Raw genomic sequence first — 23,139 nt, forward strand, 5'->3', positions numbered from 1 at the left:
GCGCCTCCGCGCCTCCGTGCGAACCTCCAGACTTCTTCTTTTCGCGCCTTCGCGCCTTCGCGTGACCATCATCTTTCAGCACCCAGGAAGCCGGAGATCACTCGGTCGAGCTCCGGGCTTTCGAGCAGGAACGCGTCATGCCCGAATGGTGAGGACAGCTCGACGAAGCTCGTCGGCGCGCCCGCGGCGTTCAGCGCGTGGACGATCGTCCGCGACTCACCGGTGGGATAGAGCCAGTCGGTGTCGAAGCTCACCAGGCAGAAGCGGGTGGCGCCACGGAACGCGTTGGCCAGCGTGCCGCCATGCTCCTCGGCCAGGTCGAAATAATCGAGCGCGCGGGTGATGTAGAGGTACGAATTGGCGTCGAAGCGGTCGACGAAGCTCAGCCCCTGGTGGCGTAGGTAGCTTTCCACCTGGAAGTCCGCGTCGAAGCCGAAGGTCTTGGCCCCGTCGGGTTTTTCCGGGCGCGCCTGCAGCCGCCGGCCGAACTTGGCGGTCAGCCCGGCTTCGGACAGATAGGTGATGTGCGCCGCCATCCGCGCCACCGCCAGGCCCGAGGCAGGGGGATCGTTGTCGGCGTAATAGTCGCCGCCGCGCCAGCGATGATCGGCCATGATCGCCTGCCGCCCGACTTCGTGAAAGGCGATGTTCTGCGCCGAATGCCGCGCCGCGCTGGCGATCACCACTGCCGCGGACACGCGCTCGGGGAAGGTCGCCGCCCAGCTCAGCGCCTGCATGCCGCCCATCGACCCCCCCACCACTGCGAACAGCCGGGCGATGCCCAGGTGGTCGAGCAGCATCGCCTGCGCGCGCACCATGTCGCGGATGGTGATGACCGGAAACGTCATCGCCCAGGGCTTGCCGGTCGCCGGGTTGACGCTCGCCGGCCCCGAGGAGCCCAGGCAGCTGCCCAGCACGTTGGCGCAGATCACCAGATATCTGTCGGTGTCGATCGGCTTGCCCGGGCCCACCATCCGCGCCCACCAGCCGGGCTTGCCGGTGCGTGGGTGGGTGGAGGCGAGGTGATGATCCCCGGTCAGCGCATGGCAGACCAGGACCGCGTTGCGCCCGTCCGCCGCCAGCGTGCCATAGGTTTCATAGGCGATGTCGACCGGCGACAGCAGGACTCCGCCATCCAGCCGGAGCGGCCCCGGCAAGGTCACAGTGCGGCTCAGGCCGAAACGCGCATCCTCCTGCATGGGCCCGCGTTACGGGCGCGCGGGCTCGGGTTCAAGCGCCGCCCTTGCCAAGCCCCGGCCATTGGGCCAATCCGCGCGGCCATGAACGCTCCCGTCGCCAAGCCCTGGATCATGGACATCGCGCCGTATGTGCCAGGGCGCGCCACCACCGACGACGGCCGCAAGGTCGCCAAGCTTTCCTCCAACGAGAACCCGTTCGGCACCCCCGAAGCCGCGCGGCGCGCTTATGCGATGTCCGCCGCCGAGCTCGAGCGCTATCCCGACGCGAGTGCTGCCGACCTGCGCGCCGCGATCGCCGCGCATTACGGGATCGAGGCGGACCGGATCGTCTACGGCACCGGATCGGACGAAGTGCTGCACCTCGCCGCCGGCGCCTTCGCGGGCGTGGGCGACGAGATCATTTATGTCCGCTACGGCTTCGCGGTGTACGACATCGCCGCGCGGCGGATCGGCGCCACTCCTGTCGTCGCTGCGGACGAGGACTATGCCACCGACGTCGACGCGATCCTGGCGGCGGTGACCGACAAGACCCGCGTCGTCTTCGTCGCCAACCCCAACAACCCGACCGGCACCTATACGCCTCGCGCGGAAATCGCCCGGCTGCATGCCGGCCTGCCCAGCCATGTGCTGCTCGTCCTCGACCAGGCCTATACCGAGTATCTCGACCCCCAAGACGACGATGGCGGCCTCGAGCTCGCCCGCACCCAGACCAATGTCCTGGTCACCCGCACCTTCTCCAAGATCTTCGGCCTGGCTTCCGAGCGGGTCGGCTGGGGCTATGGCCATCCCGACCTGATCGCGGCGATGCACCGCATCCGCGCGCCTTTCGCTTTCGGCATCGGCGCCGGCCGCGCCGCGATCGCCGCGCTGAGCGACGCGCCATTCATCGAGCGCAGCCGCAGCCACAACAAGGCGATGCGCGCCTGGTTCGCGCAGCAGATCGACGCGATGGGCGACAAGGGCCTGCGCGCCGTCCCGTCCAAAGCCAACTTCCAGCTCGTCCTGTTCGAAGGCGACGTTACCGGCGAACGGGCGTATAAGGCGCTGATGGACGCCGGCTACATCGTCCGCTGGCTGCCCGGCCAGGGCCTTGCCCACGGCCTGCGCATCACCATCGGAACCGAGGACGAGATGCGCGGCGTGGTCGAAGCGTTGCGCCGGCTGGTCGGCGCCTGATGCTGCCCTTCGCGCGCGTGAGCGTGATCGGGCTCGGCCTGATCGGCTCGTCGATCGCGCGCGCGGTGCGCCAGCACATGCCCAACGTGCGGATCACCGGCCATGACCGCGATCCTCAGGTTCGCGAGACCGCCCTCCGCCTCCAGCTCTGCGACGACGTCGCCGACACGCCGGGCGCGGCGGTGATCGACGCCGATCTCGTCATCCTCTGCGTGCCGGTCGGCGCGATGGGCGACGTCGCCGGGGAGATCGCACCCGACCTGCCCGCCGACGCCGTGCTCAGCGATGTCGGGTCGTCCAAGGAAAGCGTCATCGCCGCCGTCCGCGCCGCGGCGCCGTCCGCCGTCTTCGTGCCCGCGCACCCGGTTGCGGGGACCGAGAATAGCGGCCCGGAGGCCGGCTTCGCCTCGCTGTTCCAGCACCGCTGGTGCATCGTGACCCCGCCCGAGGGCACCGATGCCCTCGCCACCGAGCGCGTCTGCGAGTTCTGGCGCCGGCTGGGCGCGATGGTCGAGACGATGGAGCCTGCGCATCACGATCGCGTGCTCGCGGTCACCAGCCACCTGCCGCACCTCATCGCCTACACCATCGTCGGCACCGCCTCGGATCTCGAGGAAGTCACGGCGTCGGAAGTCATCAAATATTCCGCGGGCGGCTTCCGCGACTTCACCCGCATCGCCGCGTCCGATCCGACGATGTGGCGCGACGTGTTCCTCGGCAACCGAGAGGCGGTGCTCGACATGCTCCAGCGCTTCACCGAGGATCTGACCAGCCTCCAGCGCGCGATCCGCTGGGGCAAGGGCGACGAGCTGTTCGAACTGTTCAGCCGCACCCGCGCCGTCCGCCGCTCGATCATCGACCAGGGCCAGGACGACGCCCGGCCCGACTTCGGCCGCTCACACGAGTAGGTTCAAATCCTCCCCTGCAAGGGGAGGTGGCGCGCGAAGCGCGTCGGAGGGGTTTCACCGGCTCGACCGGAGCGCACCCTTCAAGCCGGCGACACCGCGCCGTCAGCCCTGCGGGCCGCCATCTCCCCCTTGCAGGGGAGGATCGTTGAGTACATTGATCTCGCGCAGCACCCGCGCCTCGATCTCGGCTCGCGGCAGACCCGCCGGGATCGGCTCTCCGAAGCGCAAGGTGACGATCCCTGAATGCATCGCGCCATGCTTGGGCCACACCCTGGCTGAATCGAGCGCGATCGGCACCAGCGGCAGCCCCACGGCGCGGTACAATCCCGCCAACCCGGCCTGAAGCGGCGGCGCCTCGCCGATGCGGCCGCGGGTGCCTTCGGGAAAGATCACCACCGGCCGCCCCGCGGCGCCCGCCGCCTTGGCCTCGCGCATCATCTGGCGCAGCGCCGATGCCGATCCGCTGCGGTCGATCACGATCACCCCGTAGCGTCGCGCCGCCCATCCCCATACCGGGATGCGCGCATATTCCTGGCGCATCACCACCGCCGGGGCGTCGAGCAGGCGAACCAGCTCGAACGTCTCGTAAAAGGATTGGTGCTTGGCGGCATATAGCGCCGGCCCGTCCAGCTGCCGGCCCTCGATCCGATTGCGGATGCCCATCAGATTGCGCGCGCACCAGCCATGGTAGCGGGTCCAGCCTACCACCCAGCCGCGAAATATCCGCTGCCCGAACAACGCCATTACCGGCGCCAGCAGCACGATCGGCACCGATCCGCCATAGAAGACGGCCTTGAAGACGCGCTCGCGCAGCCGGCCCATCAGCTCGCCCCGAGCCACAGCGCGATCCGCCGCACCAGATATTTGTTGTACTCGCGCAGCAGCACGCGCCAGCCGGTGGTGCTGCGAACCCCGTCGCCGACCACTTCGACGCCGCTTCCCAGCGTGTGCACCAACTCCATCCGCGCGCGCGGCATATGCCAGTCGGTGGTCACCAGCCGGACCGACTTGAAGTCGTGGCGCTTGACCCAGGCGGCGGTCTCCTCCGCGTTGGAGCGGGTGTCGACCGCCTGCCAGCCAAGGTCGATGCAGCAGGAAAACAGCTTGCGGTCGATCTTATACTCGACGGCGAACTCCACTGGCCGCACGTCGACGTCGACGCCACTCACCAGCATCCGCTCGGCGTCGCCGTGCCGCAGGACCTTTAGGCCGCGATCGATCCGGCCGGGCGCCCCGGTGACGACGACGATCCCGTCGGTCTTGCGGTCGTCGAGCGGCCGGCCCAGCGACAGCATGAACATGCCGAACCCGACCGCCCAGGCGACCAGCACGAGCAGGATCGTCCGCCAGATCACAGCGTCTTGCCCAGCGTACGCAGCACCGCCACCCGTGCCGACACCGTGGCCAGCAACGCGAACAGCAGCGGCAGCAGCAACAGCAGCGCCCAGTCGCGCACGCTCAGGGAGACCCCCGAAAGCACTTCCGACCCCAGCGCCGCAGTCCGGCGCTGCAGGAACCAGACCACGCCGAGCGCAAGCAGCGCGCCCGCCAATCCGCCCATCAGCGTATCGAACGCGATCCGGCGCTGGAACAAGCGGGCGATCTGGACATCGGTGGAGCCGAGCATGTGCAGCACATCGATCGTGTCCCGGTGCGTGTCCAGCCCCGAACGCGTGGCAAGCAGCACCACCGCCGCGGTGGCGGTGGCGATCAGCAGCATCAGCCCGACCGCCAGCCAGCTCATCGTCACCATGAAGCTGCGCACCGGCGACAGCCATTGCGCGTGCCGGTCCACCCGCGCGCCCGGCGCGATCTGGCGCACCGTCCGCTCGATCAGCGCGGCGCCATCGCCGCTCGTCTCGACATCGATCATCGCCGGCATCGGCAGGTCGGAGTCCAGGCCGGCATCGCCCAGCCATGGCCGCAACAGCTCGGCAAGGTGCGCGCGGTCGACTTCCCGGGCGCTGGCGACGCCCGGCGTACGCGCCAGCCCGGCGACCAGCGCCGCCGTCTGCCGGTCGCGCAGCCCGGCGTCGGCCTCGACGATCTGCACGGTCAGCCGCCCGGTCAGCTGCCGGTCCATCTGCGCGGTCGCCGCGAACATGCCGAGCCCGAGCGCGCCGGCGAGCACGGTCAGGAACAGCATGATCGCCATGATCCAGGTCATGACGCGCGTCGCCTTGCCCTGGTCGAGCAGGCGGCGGTCGCGGGCGCCGGGGCCATAATCGACCATCAGGCGTGCGCCGGGGGCGGGTTGCGCAACACGCCGGTCGGGTCGTTCAGCTGCCCCTTCTCGATCCGCATCATGTGCGCGGCGGGAATGCGGTTGATGAGGTGGAAGTCGTGGGTCGCCACCACCACCGTCGTACCCAGGCGATTGAGCGATTCGAACAGGTGCAGCAGCCGCTCGGCCATCGCCGGATCGACGTTGCCGGTCGGCTCGTCGGCCACCAGTATCTCCGGACGCCCGATCACCGCACGGGCGATCGCGATCCGCTGCTGCTCACCGCCCGACAGCGTCGCCGGCTTGGCGCGGCTGCGTTCGTTCAGCCCGACCCACGCTAGCATCTCGCGCACCGGGGCTTCGACATCGTTCTCGGGAACGCCCGCCACGCGCAGCGGCAGCGCGATATTGTCATAGGCGGACAAATGGGGAACCAGCCGGAAGTCCTGGAACACCACGCCGATGCGCCGGCGAAAACCGGGCAGGCGAGCACGCGGCAGCACCCCGGCATCCTCGCCGAACAGCCTGACCACGCCGCGCGAGGGGCGCTGGGCAAGGTATAGCAGCTTGAGCAGCGAGGTCTTGCCCGCGCCCGACGCGCCGGTGAGAAAATAAAAAGCGCCGCTCTTCAGCGTGAAGCTGACGTCCGATAGCGTCTCGGGGCCGCTGCCATAGCGCAGCCCGACATTCTCGAATTGGACGATATTGGCCATAGGATCGGCCGCGGGCTCCCTGCTGCGCTCGTCTCCAGCCATTGCACGTCCCACCCGCCCGCTCAAGCGACGGGCCCGGTTCGGCGGCGTTCCGGCCGGGTTTAGGCCAGCCATGCCGGGCCGGGACTCTTGTTAGCCCGATTCGAACGGGTTAGGCTCCCGGCAACCGGCCAGTGGGCAAGCCGGCGCTTGAGACGCTTGATGATCCTCGAATGCAGCCAGTGCCGGACGCGGTACCTCGTTCCTGACAGCGCCGTCGGTGCCGAAGGCCGCACGGTGCGCTGCGCGAACTGCAAGCATAGCTGGTTCCAGGCGCCTGCGATCGCCGATCTGGCACCCCGCCCCGCGCCGCCCGAGGCACCGCGCACCGCTTCCGAGCCGACACGGCCCGAGCCCAAGCCTCAGCCCCAGGCCCAATCTCGAGCTGAGCCTCAAGCTGGGCCTCAGGCCGAGCCGGCCCGTCCCGATCCGGAACCGGTGGTACGCCGGGCACGGCCCGAACCCGCGGCCACCCAGCCCGCCCCCCGGCTGTATGAAGATCCGCTTGCCGATGCGGGCCCCGATTATGATCCGTTCGCGCCGCGTCCGCCCTTTCGCCCGCGCAGGAATCCCGCACGGCGGTGGACCGCCGCGGCGATCGTCGCCGGCGTTTCCATGCTGCTCGGGCTCGCCGCCATCCTGTATTGGGGTGCGCCGGGCATCGCCGGCCAACTAGGCCTGGGTATCGGCGGGGCGGTCGACACGCCGCTGTTGTTCACCGACAAGAGCGTCGAGTTGAAGACCATGCCCAATGGCAGCGAGGCGCTGGTCGTCTCGGGCAAGATCCGCAACCCCAGCGGCAGTCAGCAGCATGTGCCCGACGTGCGGGTGGAGCTCCGCAACGCGTCGGACGATCTGGTCTATAGCTGGCGGATCACTCCCGAGAACCGGCAGCTTGCCCCGGGCGGCCTGCTCGACTTCACCGGCGCCAAGGTCGACGTGCCCGCCAATGCCAAGGTCGTGCAGCTCAGCTTTGCCAGCGAGATCGGCGGCTGATCCACACGAAGCGGCCGCCGTTCAGCAGCGCGGCGGTGACCATCCCGATTCCGGAGGCGAGCACCAGGCCGGTCGGCCCCATGCCGATGGATACCAGCCACAGCCCCGCGCCGCCGGTGATGACGAAGAAGGCGAGGGTGCCGTTGATCCCGGCGGCGACCTGATCGCCGAGCGAGCGCAGCGCGTAGACGAACACCACCTGCACTCCGTCGAACAGGATGAACGGCGCCCAGACCGCCAGCATCGACATGGCGAGCATGTGCGTCTCCTGGCTCGCCGGGAAGATCTGGATGAGGGGCGTCGGCACCAGCACGAGCAGGAGCGCGAGGAACCCGGTGGCGAGCGCCGCCAGTCCGGCCGCGATCGCGGTGCGGCCGGCTGCCGCCTGGGGCACCCTTTCGCCCACGGCATTGCCGACCCGCACGCCTGCCGCCGATCCCAGCCCCAATGCGACGGCGAAGGTGACGTTGTGGATCGAGAACACGATCTGAAAGGCATGCGCCTGCACGTCGCCGAGGCGGGTCGACAAGGCGATGAGGATCGCGAAGCCGACCAGTTCCAGGCCCGAGGCGATCGCCGGCACGATGCCGAAGCGCAGCAGGCCGAGTGCGCCCCGCAAGGTTTCCGCGGTGGCGAAGCCGGACAGGTCGCGCACGCCGCGTGCGTGCGCCCGGGGAAGCGTCCAGGCGGCGGCGACCATGCCGGCGGCGCCCAGTGCGGAAGCGATCGCCGTCGCCCCCGCCGCACCGACCGCGCCCAGCGCCGGAAGCCCCAGGTGACCGCCCGACATCGCCCAGGCGAGCAGCGCGTTGATCGGCAGCACCGCCAGATTGACCACCGTCACGCGGCGGGGCCGGCTCACGCCCTCGAGGAAGAAGCTGCCTGCCAGGATGACCAGCTGGAACGGGTAGGCGAGCGCCATCACCCGCACCACCGCGGCGGCGGCGGGCGCGGTCGCGGGCGCCACGCCGATCCCCAACAGCATCGGCTCGGGGAAGGCGAACAGGATGCCCGCGCTCGCCAGCCCCAGCAGTACCGCCAGCACGGTGCCTTGATGGAGTAGCCGCCCGGTCTCGCGCAGTTCGCCCGCCCCGTCGGCACGGGCGACATGCACCAGGATCCCGGTCAGCGCGCCCAGTCCCATGACGATGCCCGGAAAGGTGATCGCCCGGCTTGCGCCCAGCGCGGCGGCCTCGCGCTCGCCGGTCAGCCCGACCATCGCCACGTCGGTGACGTGCAGGATCGTCCAGTTGAGGCTGGTCAGTATCACCGGCCAGGCCAGCGCCAGGATGCGGCGCATCTCGGCGCGAAGGGTGGGGGGCAGCTGCATGGCAGGCGGGCTTAGGGGCTCGAAATGATTCAGGAAAGCGTGCTTGCCCGCTTGCCATGCCCTGGACCCTTTGCTAGGGGCCGCTGCCTTACCAGCCGTCGGGGCCTCCGACGGAGTTTCACGTGCGGTCGTGGCGGAACTGGTAGACGCGCAACGTTGAGGTCGTTGTGGCCGAAAGGCCGTGGAAGTTCGAGTCTTCTCGACCGCACCAGAAACCAAAAACGGCGCCCTGCGGGGCGCCGTTCTTTTTTCGGCCATGGCACAATTCTGCGACAACTCGCTTGTAGCCCGCAGCAACAGGCAGGGCCTCCACTGGCCGCGTGCGATTTTATTGGGAGTTGGTGATGCGTAAATTGGGATGCGCGGTGGCGGGCCTGATGGTCGGCGCCTGGCCGATGGCGGCGCTGGCCCAGGAGCAGGCGCCCGCCACGCCGGCCGCGCCCGCGCAGGACGCCGCGCCCGAGGAAGCCGCCGCGCCCGAGGACATGGGCGAGGAGATCGTCGTCACCGGCACGCTCAAGGGTGCGGTGCCGGGCGACATCAAGCCCGAAGAACAGCTCGGGCCCGCGGAAATCCGCGCTTATGGCGCCTCCAGCGTGTCGGAGCTGATCAGCCAGCTCTCGGCCCAGCTCGGCACCGGCCAGGGCCGCGGCGGCGAGCAGCCGGTGGTGCTGCTCAGCGGCCGCCGCTCCAGCTTCAGCGAAGTGCGCGACATCCCGCCCGAAGCGCTCGAGCGCGTCGACATCCTGCCGGAGGAAGTCGCGCTCAAATATGGCTACACCGCCACCCAGAAGGTCATCAACTTCGTCCTGCGCCCGCGCTTCGCCGCGCTCTCCACCGAGCTCGAAGGGCGCGCGCCCACCGCGGGCGGCAACGCCGGCGGCCGCGGCGAAGCCAAGGTCGACGTGATCCGCCGCGACGAGCGCTTCAACGTCACGCTTCAGTACGACCAGTCCTCGGGCATCCTCGAAAGCGAGCGGGGCGTCTCGCGCGCCGCGGCGACGCTTTACGACCTGACCGGTAACATCACCGGGATCGGCGGCGCGCAGATCGATCCGGCGCTCAGCGCGCTCGCGGGCAGCACCGTGACCGTCGCCGGCGTGCCCGCCGCCGCGGCGTCCGGCCCGCAGGCGCTCGGCGCCTTCGTGGCCTCCGCCGGCCAGCCCAACGTCACCGACATCACCGGCTTCCGGACGTTGGTGAACCCGCAAAAGAACCTGGCGATCGGCGGCGTCTACAGCCGCCCGCTGTCCGACAAGATCCGGGCAAGCGCCAATTTCCGCGTCGAGGGCACCGAAAGCAGCGCGCTGCTCGGCCTGCCCAGCTACACGCTGCGCCTGCCCGCCGGCAGCCCCTATTCGCCGTTCGCGGGCGACGTGCAGTTGCTGCGTTATTATGACGGCGGGACGCCGCTCACGCGCGCCAACAGTTCGCGCGCTTATCATGGCGAAGTGACCGTGAACGGCGATAGCACGCCCTGGGCGAACAGCTGGCGCTGGTCGCTCAACGCCAGCTACGACCTGTCGACCAGCGATTCGACCACCGATCGCGGCATCGACCCCCTGGCGATGCAGGCACTGCTCGACGCCGGCAATCCGGGGTTCAATCCGTTCGGCCCGGTCGTGCCCGGCGTGCTCGGCTTCCGGCCCGATGACACCAGCCACTCGCGCAACGGCGACGGCCGCGTCGACCTGCTCACCAACGGCGCGCTGTTCAAGCTGCCCGCCGGCGACGTCAACGCCAGCATCCGCGTCCGCGGCCGCTTCCAGGACCTGTCGAGCGAGTCCTTCCGCAACGGCATCGGCCGCACCGCGGACATCGCCCGCGATGCCGGCAGTGTGCGCGGCAATCTCGACCTGCCGATCACCAGCCGCCGCCGCGAAGTGCTGGGGGCGATCGGCGACTTCTCGCTCAACGCCAATTTCGAAGCCGAGCAGCTCTCCGACTTCGGCCGGCTGACCAGCACCGGCTATGGCTTCAACTGGTCGCCGATCGAGCCGGTGCGCGCGATCGTCAGCTGGACGCAGGACAGCAACGCGCCGAGCCCGGGCAACCTCGGCGATCCGCTGCTGGTCACGCCCAATGTCCGCGTGTTCGATTATGTGCGCGGGGAGAGCGTCGACGTGACCTCGATCACCGGCGGCAACCCGCTGCTTCAGGCGGACAGCCGGCGGGTCTTCAAGCTCGGGCTGAACGTCCGCCCGCTCAAGGAGACCAACCTCAACCTGATCGCGAACTACACCAACCAGCGGTATCGCAACACGACCGGCAGCCTCCCCGGCGCCACCGCCGAGGTCGAGGCGGCGTTCCCCGACCGCTTCGTGCGGGACGCGAGTGGCGTCCTCACCAGCGTCGACTTCCGACCGATCAACTTCGCCCGCTACGAGCACAAGGAACTGCGCTGGGGGTTCAACCTGTTCCTCCCCATCTCCTCGCCCGCGCAGAAGCGCCAGCAGGAACGCATGACGCAATTCCGCGCGGCGATGCAGGAATCGCGGCGCACCGGCCAGCCGCTGCCGCCCGAGATGTCGGCGCAGATGGAGCAGTTCCGCCGCCTAGGTCAGCAGGAAAGCCTGTTCGGAAGCAATCAGCGCGGTTCGCGAGGGGGCCCGGAACGCGCCGCTGGCGCACGCGGTCAGGCGGAAGCCGCGCCTCCGCCAGAGGGCCAGGCGCCAGCACCGGGCAATGCGCCTCCGCCGCCACCTCCCGGTGAGGGGCCGGGTGCGGGCGGTGCGCCGGGTGCAGGTCGCCCGGGTGGCGGCTTCGGCGGCCGTGGCGGCTTTGGCGGCGGCGGGGGCGGCCGTGGTGGCGGGCGCGGCGGCAACATGCTGCAGTTCAGCCTCTACCACACCTGGGTGTTCGAGGATCGCCGGCTGATCCGCGAGGGCCTTCCGGTCCTCGACTATCTGAACGGCGCCGCGGCAAACAGCACAAGCGGGGGCACCCCCGCGCACAGCATCGAGTTCCAGAGCGGCATCCAGCGCGACGGCTTCCGCCTGCGGCTGGACGGCAGCTGGCAGAGCGGCACCCAGGTCGCGACCGGCACGCTGGGCAGCGGCGACCAATTGAGCTTCGGCAGCCTCGCGCGCTTCAACCTGGTGGCGCAGGCCGATCTCGGCCAGCAGACCGACCTGCTGCTCAAGCATCCCTGGCTACGCGGCACGCGCGTCAGCCTGCGGGTGGACAATCTGCTCGACGCGCGCCGGCGCGTGACCGACGAGGCGGGCGCGGTGCCGCTGGCCTATCAGCCCAACCTGCTCGATCCCACCGGGCGCACCGTGCGCCTTACGGTGCGCAAGCTGTTCTTCTGATCGCCGGATCCCCCGCGGTGCTGGTGTATCGCGGGGGTTTGGGCTAGCGCCAGGGCTATGAGTCAGCCCCACATCGTCGCGCTCGGCGGCACGCTTCGCACCGAATCGACGACTGGCCGCTTGCTCGCCGCGGCGCTTGCCAAGGCGGAGGCGCGCGGCGCGCGCACCACGCTGCTGACCGGGGAGGCCATCGCTTTTCCGCATTACGAGCCTGGGGCGTGCGAAGGTAACCCGGCGATCGGCCATTATCTCGATGCGCTTCGTACTGCCGACGCAGTGATCGTCGGCTCGCCCGGCTATCACGGTACGCTCTCGGGACTGGTCAAGACCGCGCTCGACTATGTCGAGGAACTGCGCGGCGACGATCGCGTCTATTTCGACGGGCTGCCGGTCGGCCTGATCGCCACGGCGGCGGGGTGGCAGGCCGCCGTTTCGACGCTGACGGCATTGCGGACCATCACCCATTCGCTGCGCGGCTGGCCCACGCCGCTGGGGCTGGTGATCAACACCGCCGAGCCCGGCGACGCGGTTACGCGCGCAAGCGGCCCGATCGATACCATGGTCGACCAGATCTTCACGTTCCTCGGGCGCTGATTTGAGAACGCGTATTCCTGCTTCGTCACCCCGGCCTTGAGCCGGGGTCCCGCTGGCTTGAAATCGACAGAAGAAGCGGGATCCCGGCTCAAGGCCGGGATGACAGTAGTTCAACGGGTTGTTGCTGCTTCTGGGTGAACCCAGGCACTCAACCCTCGAACCAGTGGCGCCGCACGAAGAAGAAGCTGATCGCGGCGGCGATCACCACGCACACCGCCACGACGCCCCAGAACGCCCAGGCCGCATGCGCGTAGGGAATGCCCTCGACGTTCATGCCCAGCAGCCCGGTGAGGAAGGTCAGCGGCAGGAACACCATCGCCACCACTGCGATCACCAGCGATCGCTGGTCGATCTGCTCGGCGCGCAGGTCGGTCAGGGTCTCGTGCATCAGCCCGGCGCGCTCGCGGATGCTTTCCAGTTCCTCGGCCATGCGCGCGGCCCGGTCGGCGGCGGCGTTGAGATGCAGGCGATCGTCGTCGCGCAGCCATTCGCCGGGCAGCGCCGCCAGCCGCTCCAAGGCAGCGCGCTGGGGATTCAGGAAGCGGCGATAGCCGATCGCCTGCACCCGCGCCTGATTGACGCCGCGGCGCAGGTCGAAGATCTGCCGCGACGCGATCTGCTCTTCGCAATCGTCGAGCGAGTCTCCCAGGTCGGCGACGACCGGATCGAGTTCCTCGGTGATCGCCTGGGCGATCGCGGCGATCAGGTCGCCGGGATCGAGGATCTCTCCGGCCTCGACTTGCTTGCGCACCGGATCGACTGCGTTGAGCGGCTTTCGCGTGACCGAGAACACCCTCCCGCCATGCGCGTACATCCGGATCGACGCGAGCGGATCGGAAGTGGCGAGCGCCTCCGACGAAAGCCCGCGCAGGTTGATCACCGCGCCGTCGCCGACCGCGTCGCAGCGTGGCCGGGTTTCGGCGGCGATCAGCGATTCCAGCACGAACGGCCCCAGCTTCGCCTCGCCCTCCAGCCACGCCTTGGCCCGGGCGTCGTTGGTCGTGAGATGCGTCCAGCTGAGGTCGGCCTCTTCGCGCAACGCATCCCGCAGGGTGACCTTTCGCGCCTGACCCTGATGCACGACATACGCGAAGCCGCTCAACTCGCCATCTCCAGGTCCACCGACACGCCGGTGCCGGGATGCACCGGCGGCGCGGCGCAGGCAATCCGCACCGCGTCGGCCCGCGCCCGGTCGAGGAGGTCCGCCGGCACGTCCGCGCGGTGGAACACCCGGTCCGCCTGCGCCAGCGCGCGCGCCTGGCGCAGCGTAAGGTCGTCGGGATCGGCGGAGTGCAATGTGAACCGCAGCATCGCTGGCGCGGCATCCCCCTGGGCGCCCTCCAGCCAGGCGGCGACGGCGTCCGCGTCGTGCGGCATCAACGGGTCGAGCGCGCCGTTCAGCGCCTCGCCCAGCGCGCGCCGCCTTTGCCCGCCATCGGGCCAACGCAGGCGCATCGCCGCGCGCGCGCCACCCAGCGCCTCGGCAAGCCGCCCGAGCCCTGCGGGCAGCAGTACCTCCAGCTTCTGCCGCAACGCCGCGGCAAGTCCCGCGGAGACCCCGGCGGTGCCGATCGCCACCAGCACCGGCGAGCGGTCGACGATCGCCGGCAGCGTGAAGTCGCACAGATCGGGGCGGTCAACGGTGTTCACCAGCACCCCGCGCGCGCGCAGCGCCGCCGTCACCGCTTCGGGTTCGTCCAGCGCGACGATCGCCAGGCTCGCTTGGTCCTCCACGCCGACGATGCGCGCGCCGGCACGCTCCAGCAGCCGCCTCTTGGCGTCGGCCATCTCGCCCTCGCCGGCCAGGATCACCGGCCGCCCCGCCAGTTTCACGAACAGGGGCAGGGCGGGCAGGCTCATTTCAGCCAGTCCGGCACATGCTCCTCGGCCATGATCGTCTCGGCCGATATGCGGCCTGCCACCACCGCGTAGGTGTCGCCCGACACCAGCACCTCGGGCACCAGCGGCCGGCTGTTATAGGTGCTCGCCATCGTCGCGCCGTACGCGCCGGCGCTGCGCAGCACCGCCAGGTCGCCGGCCTCGACCACGTCGATCTCCCGCCCCTTGGCGAACACGTCGCTCGATTCGCAAACCGGCCCGGCCACATTGGCGGTCATCGTCGCGCCGCTCGGCTTCACGGCGACGAAGTCGTGATACGCGTCGTACAGCGCCACCCGCGCCAGGTCGTTCATCGCCGCATCGACGATCACCCAGGGGTGGACGACGCCGGGCTTCACCCACAGCACTTGCGTCAGCAGCACGCCGGCATTGGCGGCGATCACCCGCCCGGGCTCGAACATCAGCTCGACGTCCCAGTCGCGCGTCACGCGCGCCACCATCTCACCGAATTCGGCAGGCGAAGGCGGCGTGTCGGTGGTGCGGTACGGCACCCCCAGCCCCCCGCCCAGGTCGACATGGGTGATCGGGTGACCCGCCGCGCGCAGTTCGGCGACCAGCTCGCCGACGCGGGCATAAGCGCGCTCCAGCGGCTCCAGGCTCTGCAACTGGCTGCCGATATGCACCGCCACGCCGCGCAGGTTCAGCCCGGGCAGCGGCGCCAGCCTGTCGAAGATCGCCCGCGCCTCGCTGATCGGCACGCCGAACTTGTTCTCCGCGCGTCCGGTCGAGATCTTCTCATGCGTGCCGGCATCGACGTCGGGATTGACTCGCAACGTCGCCGGCGCGCGCAGCCCCCGCGCCGCCGCGAGTTCGGACAGCACCACGCCTTCCTCTTCCAGTTCCAGGTTGAACTGGCCGATCCCGGCGCTCAGTCCCTGGTCCAGCTCGGCGCGGCTCTTGCCCACGCCTGAAAACACGATGCTCTCGGGCGGCATTCCCGCGGCCAGCGCGCGTGCCAGCTCGCCGCCCGACACCACGTCGGCGCCAAAGCCTTCATTGGCCAGCAGCCGCAGCACCGCCAGGTTCGGGTTCGCCTTGATCGCGAACGCGACGCGCGCGCGCGGCACCGTTGCCAGTCCGTCGCGGAAAGCGCGCGCGTGGCGCTGGAAGGTGGCGGTGGAATAGACGTAGACCGGCGTCCCGACCTCGGCGGCGATGCGCGCAAGCGGGACGTTCTCGGCGTGGAGTTCGCCGTCGATCAGCGTGAAATGGTCCATCGGTTCCGGTCAGTTGGGGGGAGGCAGGTCGAACTCGTCGCTGCGGCGGCGCTCCGAGCTCTGGATCAGGTCGTCGCTGCGCGCCGGGCGCGTCTGCGGCGCGGGCTGCAACAGGTCGCCCGGCGTCGGCGTCGCGGTGGCGCCATAAGGCGCGGGCGGCAGCGCCTGGCCCTCGGCGACCTTCAGGTCGCCGCGCGCGCCGCAGCCGCCCAGCGCCGCCAAGCCTGCGATCAGCAAGAGTCGTTTCATCGCCCGTTCTCCTCGCGCGCCCGCCGCGCCGCCGCGATCGCCTCGCGCACCCGCACCGGCGACGTGCCGCCAAAGCTGGTGCGGCTCGACACCGATGCGTCGACGCTCAGCACGTCATATACGCGCTGGTCGATCCGCGCGTCGATCTCCTTGAGCGCGTCGAGCGGCAGCTGGTCCAGCCGCACGCCGTCGGCTTCCGCCTTGGCCACTGCCCGTCCGGTGATGTGGTGCGCCTCGCGGAACGGCACTCCGGCCTCGCGCACCAGCCAGTCGGCCAGGTCGGTTGCGGTGGAAAAGCCCGCTTCCGCCGCCGCGCGCATCCGCTCGGTGCGGAAGGTCGCGCTTTCGATCATCCCGGTCATCGCCGCGATCGACAGGCCCAGCAGGTCGTGCGCCTCGAACACCGGCGGCTTGTCGTCCTGCATGTCCTTGGAATAAGCGAGCGGCAGGCCCTTCATCGTCATCATCAGGCTGACCAGCGCGCCGGTGATGCGGCCCGAATGGCCGCGCACCAGTTCGGCCGCGTCGGGGTTGCGCTTCTGCGGCATGATCGAGCTGCCGGTCGACCATTGATCGCTCAAGCTGACGAAGCCGAACGGCTGGCTCGCCCAGATCACGAACTCTTCCGCCAAACGCGACAGATGCAGCGCGCATTGCGACGCACAGGTCAGATATTCGAGCGCGAAGTCGCGATCTGACACGGAATCGAGCGAATTTCGCGTCGGTCCGTCGAATTCCAGCGCCCTTGCGGTGGCGTCGCGGTCGAGCGGGAACCCCGTCCCGGCCAAAGCGGCGGATCCCAGCGGGCACAGGTTCATCCGCGCCCGGGCGTCGGCAAAGCGCGAGCGGTCCCGGCTAACCATCTCGTAATAGGCCATTAAATGATGGCCGAGCGTCACCGGCTGGGCGGTCTGGAGGTGCGTGAACCCCGGCATCACCGTCGCCGCATGCTCCTCGGCACGCACGATCAGCGCGTCAAGCAGAACGTCAAGCGCCGCGTCCACCTGATCAATCGAATCGCGCACCCACAGCCGGAAATCGGTCGCCACCTGGTCGTTGCGCGACCGCGCAGTGTGCAGCCGCCCCGCGACCGCGCCGATTCGATCCGACAGCCGCGCTTCGGTCAGCATGTGGATGTCCTCGAGCGCCAGGTCCTCCGGAACACCGTCCGCCTCGAACGCCGCAGCGACCTCTTCCAGCCCTTGCGCGATCCGCGCGGCATCTTCGGCCGCGACGATGCCCTGTTTGCCCAGCATCGCGACATGCGCCTGGCTGCCGCGGATATCCTGCCGCCACATCCGCTTGTCGAAGGGGATCGACGCGTTTATCTCACGCATCACGGCCGACGGTCCTTCGGCGAACCGCCCACCCCACATCGCATTGGAGCTGTCCTTGCGCCCAGCTATCGCGCTTCTCCTCACAGGCTTGGTGGCAATCGGCGGCTGCGATAGGCCTTCGCAGCCTCCGCAGCAAGCGACCCAGAACAACAGCACCGCTGCCGCACCCGGGGCGGGTACGGTGGATCGCAGCCACAAGGGCGAGGCCGCACCCTCGATCGCCTTCCAGGATGCCGCGGGCAAGACCGTGACGCTGGCAAGCTTCAAGGGCAAGCCGGTGCTGCTCAACCTTTGGGCGACCTGGTGCATCCCCTGCATCAAGGAAATGCCGACGCTGGACGCGCTCGCCGGCAGCCAGGGGGCGGCGCTCCACGTCCTCGCGGTAAGCCAGGACTTCAAGGGCAAGGAGGTGGTCGTCCCCTTCTTCCAGAAGAACGGCTTCAAGCATCTCCAGCCCTATATCGATGCCGATGCGGCCTTCAGCCTCGGGCTCGGCGCCAACCTGCCGACTACGATCCTCTTCGATTCAGCGGGCAAGGAAGTCTGGCGGGCGTCCGGTGAGAAGGATTGGGCCGGCCCCGATGCCGCGGCCCTTCTAACCGAGGCGCGTTGATCGCGCGGCGTACGTAGCCTGACACGCCAAGCCGTGGCGCCCGCTGGCGCAATCTGTTAGCGCTCGGCCATGACCGCAGCTGCTTCCGCCCGCGAGATACTCACGCGCCTCCACGATGTCATGGCAAAGCGGCTGCCCGCACAAGCGAAGCTGAACGCCGTGGTGGAAGTCATCGGTTCCACGCTGAACAGCGAGGTTTGCTCGATCTACCTGCTGCGCGAAGGGGTGCTAGAGCTGTTCGCCACGCGCGGCCTTGCACAGGAAGCAGTGCACGTCACGACACTCGCGCTCGGCGAGGGGCTGGTCGGCACGATCGCCGCCAATGTCGAGACGCTGAACCTCGATGAGGCCGCGACGCATCCAGACTTCGCCTATCGTCCGGAAACCGGAGAGGATCGCTTTCACAGCTTCGCTGGCGTGCCGATCATACGGCGCGAGCGGTCGGTGGGGGTGCTCGCGGTGCAGCATGCCGAGCCGCGGCGCTATGCCGACATAGAAATCGAAGCGCTGCAAACGGTGGCGATGGTGCTGTCGGAATTGATCGCCAATGCCGACCTGATCGACACGGCTGGTGCGCCGTCCACTCGGCCGCAATCGACTGCTGCCAGTCATGCTCACGGTTTCAAGCTGGTCGACGGAATGGGCGTCGGCGTCGCGGTCTTCCATCAACCGCGCATCTTCATCGAGCACACCGTCGCTGAGGATACCGAGGCCGAGCGCCACCGCGTCTATGCGGCGTTCGACAAGATGCGTGATCAGATCGAGCGCATGGCGAGCCAGGCCGAGTTCGGCGGCGGCGGCGAGCACGACGAGGTGCTCGAGACCTACAAGATGTTCGCCTATGATGAAGGCTGGAGCCGGCGGATCAACGAGGCGATCGATTCCGGCCTGACCGCGGAGGCCGCGATCGAGCGGGTCCAGCAGCGGACTCGCCAGCGTATGCGTGAGATCGACGATCCGCTCTTGCGGGACCGCATGCACGACCTGGAGGACCTATCCAACCGGCTGCTTCGCACCGTATCCGGTCAACTCGGCACCGCGGCGCATATGGGCCTTCGTCAGGATGCAATCCTTATCGCCCGTAATCTCGGACCAGCCGAGTTGCTCGAATATGACCGGCGGCGATTGAAGGGCGTGGTTCTGGAAGAGGGCTCCCTGACCGCGCACGTTACCATCGTCGCGCGGGCCATGGGCGTGCCGGTGCTGGGTAGGGTGCGTGACGTGCGTCGGTTGATCGCGGAAGGCGACCTGTTGCTGCTGGATACCGCCGAAGAGAGCCTGTTCATCCGCCCAAGCCAAGCGATGCAAGAAGCGTTCGAGGCCAAGCTGGAGCTCAGCCAGAAGCGCAGGGCCGCCTTCGCCCAGCTAAAGGGTGAGGTACCGATCACCCGTGACGGCGAGCGCCTGGCCGTGATGGTAAATGCCGGGCTGCGCGATGATCTGGCGGCGCTCGACCTTACCGGCGCCGATGGCATCGGGCTGTTTCGCACCGAGTTCCAGTTCCTGGTGTCGGCGACCCTGCCCCAGCGCGAGGCGCAGCGGCGACTCTACAAGGACGTTCTCGAAGCCGCGGGCGACCGTCCGGTGGTGTTCCGCACTGTCGATATCGGCGGCGACAAGGCGTTGCCGTATCTCAATCACGATGAAGAGGGCGACGAAGAAAACCCCGCGATGGGCTGGCGCGCGCTCCGGCTCGCCCTTGACCGCGATGGCTTGATGAAGGCGCAGGCGCGCGCACTCATCGAAGCTGCGGGAGGGCGTACGCTTAGCGTGATGTTTCCGATGGTGTCGGAGCCTTGGGAGTTCGACCAAGCCAAGGCGCTGTTCGAGGCGCAGCGCGGTTGGCTCGCCGCCAGGGGCAAGAAGCTGCCGCTCGAAATCCGTTATGGCGCGATGCTCGAGGTTCCGGCTCTGGCCGAGGTGCTCGACGTCCTGCTGCCCGAGGTCGATTTCCTGTCCATCGGCACCAACGATCTCACCCAGTTCCTGTTCGCCGCCGACCGCGCGCACCCCAAGCTGGCGCTGCGCTATGACTGGCTCAGCCCTTCGATCCTGCGCTTCATTCGTCGGGTGGTGGAGCAGGCCGATGCCGCAGGCGTGCCGGTGACAGTGTGCGGCGAAATGGGCGGCCGGCCCTTGGAGGCAATGGCGCTGATCGGGCTCGGCATCCGGCGCCTGTCGATCACACCTGCTGCGGTAGGGCCGATCAAGGCGATGGTGCGCTCGCTCGATCGGAAGGCTGTGATCGCCGCGATGACCACGCTGCTGGCGGAACCCCGCACCCCCTTGCGCGCGGCGCTCATCGCCTGGGCCGAGGAACGATCCGTCGAACTCGCCTGATTATCCGCCGATTTACCGCGGCGCGGCGTTGACACCGAGGGCAGCGTAGAGGACATCCCCGGCAAGAAGGCGCGGCAGCGGTGCCGACGCCTTGCCCGGAGACCAGGATGGAAGGCGATACTGCCTCGAACGCCAATGCTTCCCCCGCGGGTGCGGGAGCTAGGCTGCGCGCAGCGCGTGAGGCCCAGGGGCTGGACCTGGCGGAGATCGCGGTGCGCACGCGCATTCCCCAACGCCATCTGGAAGCGATCGAGAACGCGGACTATTCGGGACTGCCCTCGTCCACCTACGCCATTGGTTTCGCCAAGGCCTATGCGCGGGCGGTGGGTGCCGACGAAGTCGCCGTGGCGCACGACATCCGTGGTGAGCTGGGCACGCTGCCCGAGCGATCGGCGCCGCCGCAATACTACCCGCTTGAAGAATCCGGGCGCATGCCCTCGCGAGGGTTTGCGTGGGTCGCGTTGGTGGTCGCGCTGCTTGTGCTGGTGGGCGTCGGGCTCTGGTATGGCACCGACTTGTTCCGGGGCACCACGCCAGCTGAGGATGTACTGGCATCCACCGGCACGGCGTCGGCTGATAGCGCATCGAACGCGAGCGTAGCCGCGGTGCCTGCTGCCGCGCCGGCCGCGGGTGGCCAGGTAACCTTGGTGGCGTCGGAAACGGTCTGGCTGCGCGTGCGTGACAGGACTGGCAAGCGGCTGTTCGAGAAGGAAATGGCGCCTGGCGAGCGATTTGACGTTCCCCGCGATGCGCAGGATCCGGTGGCGCGGACCGGCCGACCCGACCGCGTCCAGGTACTGATCAATGGATCGCAGGTAGCGCCGCTCGGCACCGGCGTGGAGACGGTGGACGTGGGCGTGAGCGCCGAGGCGCTTCAGGCGCGGAGCAGCGCTGCGGCGGACGGCGGCAACGTCGCTGCCCCCACCGCCCAGTGAACGGGGCGACAAGCGTTCGCCGATATTCTATGGCGGTTAACTGTAAGTCCTTTCAGCGAATCCACCGGGGGGTGTGACCTGATGCGTATGTTGATGACTGTGGCGATCGCCGCTGCGGCGCTTGGAACCGGCGGCGCGGCGCATGCCCAGAGCGGCAATGTCGAAGGCCGGGTCGACCGTCTGGAGCGCGAAATGCGCGCGGTGCAGCGCAAGGTATTTCCGGGCGGGGCCGGCCAGACCGTGGAGCCGCAGATCACGCCGGAGACGAACACGGTGATACCCGGCGTGCCGGCGAGCAGCCCCGTGGCCGATCTCACCCAGCGCGTGTCTGCGCTCGAGGGGCAGCTGACGACCTTGACCGGGCAGGTAGAGCAGAGCCAGTACCGCCTGCGTCAGCTGGAGGAGGCGTTCAACGCCTATAAGAGCGCGACCGACGCCCGACTGAAGGGCGTCGAGACGAGCAGCCGGCCGTCGGTTCCTGGCGCGGCCGTCGCTGGCGATACCGCGACGCTTGACGAGCCCGCACCAGCGTCTGCCGGTCGACCCGCGCCGGCTACCGAGAAGCCTGCGGCGAAGCCTACGGGTGCGCGGGCGCAGCAGGTTGCCGCGGTCGCCAAGCCAAGCAGCAACGATCCGGCCGAGGATGCCTATACCTATGGCTATCGCCTGTGGCAGGCCAAGCTGTACCCGGAGGCTCGGGCCCAGTTCGAGACGGTGGTCAACAAATACCCCCAGCACCGCCGCGCCAGCTATTCGCAGAACCTGCTCGGCCGCGCTTATCTCGATGCGGGCGCGCCCAGTCTGGCGGCGGTGGCGTTTTACGAGAATTACAAGAAGAACCCCAATGGCGAGCGGGCGCCGGACAGCCTCTATTACCTGGCCGACGCGCTGACCAAGCTGAAGAAGCCGTCGAACGAGGTCTGCAAGGTCTATAACGAGCTGACCCAGTTGTACGGCGACCGCCTCTCGGCCGAGATGAAGGCCGGAGTTGCAGAGGGCCGTGCCACCAACAAGTGCAAGTGAGCTGACTCCGCCCGCCGAAATCGTCGGGCGGTTTCGGCATGCCCTGGAAGCGCTGACCGGCGCGGCGCCGATGCCGGAGCGCCGGCTGGCGCTGGCGGTGTCGGGCGGGGGTGACAGCCTGGCGCTGCTTCTGCTTGGCGCGGCGGCGTATCCTGGCGCGGTGGTTGCGGCAACGGTGGACCACGGCCTGCGCCCGGAGGCGGCGGCGGAGGCGGCGTTCGTCGGGTGGGTCTGCGACCGGCTGGGCGTGCCGCATGCTGTGCTTCGTCCGGGCGCCGATCACAGCATGACCGGCAATCTGCAGGAGGCGGCGCGGCGGCTGCGGTACCGGCTGCTGGCACGCTGGGCGGGCCAGGCGGCGTGGCTGGGGACCGCGCACCAGCAGGACGACGTGGCCGAGACTTTCCTGATGCGCGCCAGGCGGGGGGCTGGCGTGGGTGGCCTAGCGGCGATGGCGGCGCAGCGGCCCTTGCGCGCCGGGCTGACGCTGGTGCGGCCGTTGCTCGGGTGGCCGCGCAAGGAGTTGGCGGCGCTGGTGGAGGGCGCGGGCTTGAAGGCGGTGGAGGATCCATCCAATCGGCACCCGCGCTTCGACCGGGCGCGGGTTCGGCAGTTGCTCGCGGAGAGTGGGGAGTTCGAGGCGGCGCGACTGGCACTGGCGGCGGGCAATTTGCGGCATGCCGAGGAGGCGCTGGCGTTTTTTGCCGAGCGTGAATGGAGCGTGCGGGCGCAGGATGATCCTCTGATTGACGCCTACCGCATTTCGGTTTCAATGATTTCAATGCCTTACGAGATGCGCCGCCGGCTTGCGCGGCGAGCGATCCTGCAAGTCATTGAAGTTTCAAGCCTTTCCAAAAACCCCGAATTGCGCAGCCTTGACGCTTTGGTGCGCAAACTCGATGCTGGCGGCTCCGGTACGATTGCGGGGGTGAAGGCGGTCGCCAAAGGTGCGACATGGGAGTTCAGCGTGGCTCCGCCGCGGCGATCACACTGATAGACGTTGTTCCATTGCGATTAACCTGGACGCTCCTATCTT

General features: G+C 69.0%; 21 protein-coding genes and 1 tRNA gene. 11 read left to right on the top strand and 11 right to left on the bottom strand.

What is annotated here, in order from left to right; all coding sequences use genetic code 11:
• Positions 1-68: 68 nt before the first annotated feature.
• Complete coding sequence (gene metX / locus LZ586_RS11850) at positions 69-1,199, bottom strand: homoserine O-acetyltransferase MetX (protein WP_235076502.1); 1,131 nt, start codon at positions 1,197-1,199, stop codon at positions 69-71.
• Between the two features lie 81 nt (positions 1,200-1,280).
• Between metX and hisC the strand changes: the two genes are divergently transcribed.
• Positions 1,281-2,375, top strand: a complete 1,095-nt coding sequence (gene hisC / locus LZ586_RS11855) for a histidinol-phosphate transaminase (RefSeq protein WP_235076503.1) — start codon at positions 1,281-1,283, stop codon at positions 2,373-2,375.
• On the top strand, positions 2,375-3,283 hold the full coding sequence (locus LZ586_RS11860; RefSeq protein WP_235076504.1) for a prephenate/arogenate dehydrogenase family protein: 909 nt from the start codon (positions 2,375-2,377) through the stop codon (positions 3,281-3,283). The genes hisC and LZ586_RS11860 overlap by 1 nt, the downstream gene beginning before the upstream one ends.
• 102 nt (positions 3,284-3,385) lie before the next feature.
• Here LZ586_RS11860 and LZ586_RS11865 read toward each other — a convergent pair whose 3' ends face one another.
• Genes LZ586_RS11865 through ftsE form a run of 4 tightly spaced genes read right to left on the bottom strand, consistent with a single transcriptional unit; the run spans position 3,386 to position 6,220 of the window.
• Positions 3,386-4,123 carry a lysophospholipid acyltransferase family protein gene (locus tag LZ586_RS11865; RefSeq protein WP_319937983.1) on the bottom strand — a complete coding sequence of 246 codons (738 nt, stop codon included), beginning with the start codon at positions 4,121-4,123 and terminating at the stop codon, positions 3,386-3,388.
• On the bottom strand, positions 4,105-4,638 hold the full coding sequence (locus tag LZ586_RS11870) for a YdcF family protein (RefSeq protein WP_235076505.1): 534 nt from the start codon (positions 4,636-4,638) through the stop codon (positions 4,105-4,107). The genes LZ586_RS11865 and LZ586_RS11870 overlap by 19 nt, the downstream gene beginning before the upstream one ends.
• Complete coding sequence (locus LZ586_RS11875) at positions 4,635-5,516, bottom strand: cell division protein FtsX (RefSeq protein WP_235076506.1); 882 nt, start codon at positions 5,514-5,516, stop codon at positions 4,635-4,637. The genes LZ586_RS11870 and LZ586_RS11875 overlap by 4 nt, the downstream gene beginning before the upstream one ends.
• Entirely contained in the window at positions 5,516-6,220 is a 705-nt protein-coding gene (ftsE, locus tag LZ586_RS11880) for a cell division ATP-binding protein FtsE (RefSeq protein WP_235079794.1), read from the bottom strand. The genes LZ586_RS11875 and ftsE overlap by 1 nt, the downstream gene beginning before the upstream one ends.
• A 201-nt stretch (positions 6,221-6,421) precedes the next feature.
• Between ftsE and LZ586_RS11885 the strand changes: the two genes are divergently transcribed.
• The gene (locus LZ586_RS11885) at positions 6,422-7,255 is read left to right on the top strand and encodes a zinc-ribbon domain-containing protein (RefSeq protein WP_235076507.1); all 834 of its coding nucleotides are present in this window, start codon (positions 6,422-6,424) and stop codon (positions 7,253-7,255) included.
• On the opposite strand, the gene LZ586_RS11890 is transcribed toward LZ586_RS11885, so the two are convergent.
• A complete protein-coding gene (locus tag LZ586_RS11890; protein WP_235076508.1) occupies positions 7,227-8,585 on the bottom strand; it encodes an MATE family efflux transporter in 1,359 nt (452 codons plus the stop codon). The two genes, LZ586_RS11885 and LZ586_RS11890, sit on opposite strands and share 29 nt — an antisense overlap.
• A 124-nt stretch (positions 8,586-8,709) precedes the next feature.
• Here LZ586_RS11890 and LZ586_RS11895 point away from each other — a divergent pair.
• The 3 genes from LZ586_RS11895 to LZ586_RS11905 all read left to right on the top strand — a co-directional run bounded on the left by LZ586_RS11895 (position 8,710) and on the right by LZ586_RS11905 (position 12,490).
• Positions 8,710-8,796: transfer RNA gene (locus LZ586_RS11895), tRNA-Leu, on the top strand.
• A gap of 133 nt (positions 8,797-8,929) precedes the next feature.
• The gene (locus LZ586_RS11900) at positions 8,930-11,896 is read left to right on the top strand and encodes a TonB-dependent receptor (RefSeq protein ID WP_235076509.1); all 2,967 of its coding nucleotides are present in this window, start codon (positions 8,930-8,932) and stop codon (positions 11,894-11,896) included.
• 57 nt (positions 11,897-11,953) lie between these two features.
• Complete coding sequence (locus LZ586_RS11905) at positions 11,954-12,490, top strand: NADPH-dependent FMN reductase (protein ID WP_235076510.1); 537 nt, start codon at positions 11,954-11,956, stop codon at positions 12,488-12,490.
• A 148-nt stretch (positions 12,491-12,638) separates the two neighbouring features.
• On the opposite strand, the gene LZ586_RS11910 is transcribed toward LZ586_RS11905, so the two are convergent.
• The 5 genes from LZ586_RS11910 to argH are packed head-to-tail and all read right to left on the bottom strand — an operon-like array spanning position 12,639 to position 17,231.
• Complete coding sequence (locus LZ586_RS11910) at positions 12,639-13,592, bottom strand: CorA family divalent cation transporter (RefSeq protein WP_235076511.1); 954 nt, start codon at positions 13,590-13,592, stop codon at positions 12,639-12,641.
• Positions 13,589-14,350 (bottom strand): bifunctional precorrin-2 dehydrogenase/sirohydrochlorin ferrochelatase, encoded by a 762-nt coding sequence (locus LZ586_RS11915; RefSeq protein WP_235076512.1) that lies wholly within the window; start codon positions 14,348-14,350, stop codon positions 13,589-13,591. The genes LZ586_RS11910 and LZ586_RS11915 overlap by 4 nt, the downstream gene beginning before the upstream one ends.
• A complete protein-coding gene (lysA, locus tag LZ586_RS11920; RefSeq protein ID WP_235076513.1) occupies positions 14,347-15,606 on the bottom strand; it encodes a diaminopimelate decarboxylase in 1,260 nt (419 codons plus the stop codon). Before lysA ends, LZ586_RS11915 begins: the two co-directional genes overlap by 4 nt.
• A 9-nt stretch (positions 15,607-15,615) precedes the next feature.
• On the bottom strand, positions 15,616-15,855 hold the full coding sequence (locus LZ586_RS11925; protein WP_235076514.1) for a hypothetical protein: 240 nt from the start codon (positions 15,853-15,855) through the stop codon (positions 15,616-15,618).
• Positions 15,852-17,231, bottom strand: a complete 1,380-nt coding sequence (argH, locus tag LZ586_RS11930; protein ID WP_235076515.1) for an argininosuccinate lyase — start codon at positions 17,229-17,231, stop codon at positions 15,852-15,854. The genes LZ586_RS11925 and argH overlap by 4 nt, the downstream gene beginning before the upstream one ends.
• Before the next feature lie 142 nt (positions 17,232-17,373).
• Here argH and LZ586_RS11935 point away from each other — a divergent pair, with 142 nt between their 5' ends.
• The 5 genes from LZ586_RS11935 (at position 17,374) to tilS (ending at position 23,097) form a co-directional block, all read left to right on the top strand.
• Positions 17,374-17,805 carry a TlpA disulfide reductase family protein gene (locus tag LZ586_RS11935; protein ID WP_319937984.1) on the top strand — a complete coding sequence of 144 codons (432 nt, stop codon included), beginning with the start codon at positions 17,374-17,376 and terminating at the stop codon, positions 17,803-17,805.
• A 69-nt stretch (positions 17,806-17,874) separates the two neighbouring features.
• Complete coding sequence (gene ptsP / locus LZ586_RS11940; protein WP_235076516.1) at positions 17,875-20,145, top strand: phosphoenolpyruvate--protein phosphotransferase; 2,271 nt, start codon at positions 17,875-17,877, stop codon at positions 20,143-20,145.
• Positions 20,146-20,252: 107 nt separating this feature from the next.
• On the top strand, positions 20,253-21,080 hold the full coding sequence (locus tag LZ586_RS11945; RefSeq protein ID WP_235076517.1) for a helix-turn-helix domain-containing protein: 828 nt from the start codon (positions 20,253-20,255) through the stop codon (positions 21,078-21,080).
• An 81-nt stretch (positions 21,081-21,161) separates the two neighbouring features.
• Positions 21,162-22,103 carry an outer membrane protein assembly factor BamD gene (locus LZ586_RS11950; protein WP_235076518.1) on the top strand — a complete coding sequence of 314 codons (942 nt, stop codon included), beginning with the start codon at positions 21,162-21,164 and terminating at the stop codon, positions 22,101-22,103.
• The gene (gene tilS, locus LZ586_RS18155; protein ID WP_261346003.1) at positions 22,081-23,097 is read left to right on the top strand and encodes a tRNA lysidine(34) synthetase TilS; all 1,017 of its coding nucleotides are present in this window, start codon (positions 22,081-22,083) and stop codon (positions 23,095-23,097) included. The genes LZ586_RS11950 and tilS overlap by 23 nt, the downstream gene beginning before the upstream one ends.
• Positions 23,098-23,139: the final 42 nt, after the last annotated feature.

The organism is Sphingomonas sp. S2-65 (assembly GCF_021513175.1).
Classification (GTDB): domain Bacteria; phylum Pseudomonadota; class Alphaproteobacteria; order Sphingomonadales; family Sphingomonadaceae; genus Sphingomonas.

Bases quoted from the DNA above. Each gene is read 5' to 3' on its own strand.
- LZ586_RS11890 (WP_235076508.1), bottom strand. From the start codon at position 8,585: ATGCAGCTGCCCCCCACCCTTCGCGCCGAGATGCGCCGCATCCTGGCG.
- ptsP (WP_235076516.1), top strand. From the start codon at position 17,875: ATGACCGCAGCTGCTTCCGCCCGCGAGATACTCACGCGCCTCCACGAT.
- LZ586_RS11875 (WP_235076506.1), bottom strand. From the start codon at position 5,516: ATGGTCGATTATGGCCCCGGCGCCCGCGACCGCCGCCTGCTCGACCAG.
- LZ586_RS11950 (WP_235076518.1), top strand. From the start codon at position 21,162: ATGCGTATGTTGATGACTGTGGCGATCGCCGCTGCGGCGCTTGGAACC.
- LZ586_RS11905 (WP_235076510.1), top strand. From the start codon at position 11,954: ATGAGTCAGCCCCACATCGTCGCGCTCGGCGGCACGCTTCGCACCGAA.
- LZ586_RS11925 (WP_235076514.1), bottom strand. From the start codon at position 15,855: ATGAAACGACTCTTGCTGATCGCAGGCTTGGCGGCGCTGGGCGGCTGC.
- lysA (WP_235076513.1), bottom strand. From the start codon at position 15,606: ATGGACCATTTCACGCTGATCGACGGCGAACTCCACGCCGAGAACGTC.
- metX (WP_235076502.1), bottom strand. From the start codon at position 1,199: ATGCAGGAGGATGCGCGTTTCGGCCTGAGCCGCACTGTGACCTTGCCG.
- LZ586_RS11945 (WP_235076517.1), top strand. From the start codon at position 20,253: ATGGAAGGCGATACTGCCTCGAACGCCAATGCTTCCCCCGCGGGTGCG.
- hisC (WP_235076503.1), top strand. From the start codon at position 1,281: ATGAACGCTCCCGTCGCCAAGCCCTGGATCATGGACATCGCGCCGTAT.
- LZ586_RS11900 (WP_235076509.1), top strand. From the start codon at position 8,930: ATGCGTAAATTGGGATGCGCGGTGGCGGGCCTGATGGTCGGCGCCTGG.
- LZ586_RS11860 (WP_235076504.1), top strand. From the start codon at position 2,375: ATGCTGCCCTTCGCGCGCGTGAGCGTGATCGGGCTCGGCCTGATCGGC.
- argH (WP_235076515.1), bottom strand. From the start codon at position 17,231: ATGTGGGGTGGGCGGTTCGCCGAAGGACCGTCGGCCGTGATGCGTGAG.
- LZ586_RS11885 (WP_235076507.1), top strand. From the start codon at position 6,422: ATGATCCTCGAATGCAGCCAGTGCCGGACGCGGTACCTCGTTCCTGAC.
- ftsE (WP_235079794.1), bottom strand. From the start codon at position 6,220: ATGGCCAATATCGTCCAATTCGAGAATGTCGGGCTGCGCTATGGCAGC.
- LZ586_RS11915 (WP_235076512.1), bottom strand. From the start codon at position 14,350: ATGAGCCTGCCCGCCCTGCCCCTGTTCGTGAAACTGGCGGGGCGGCCG.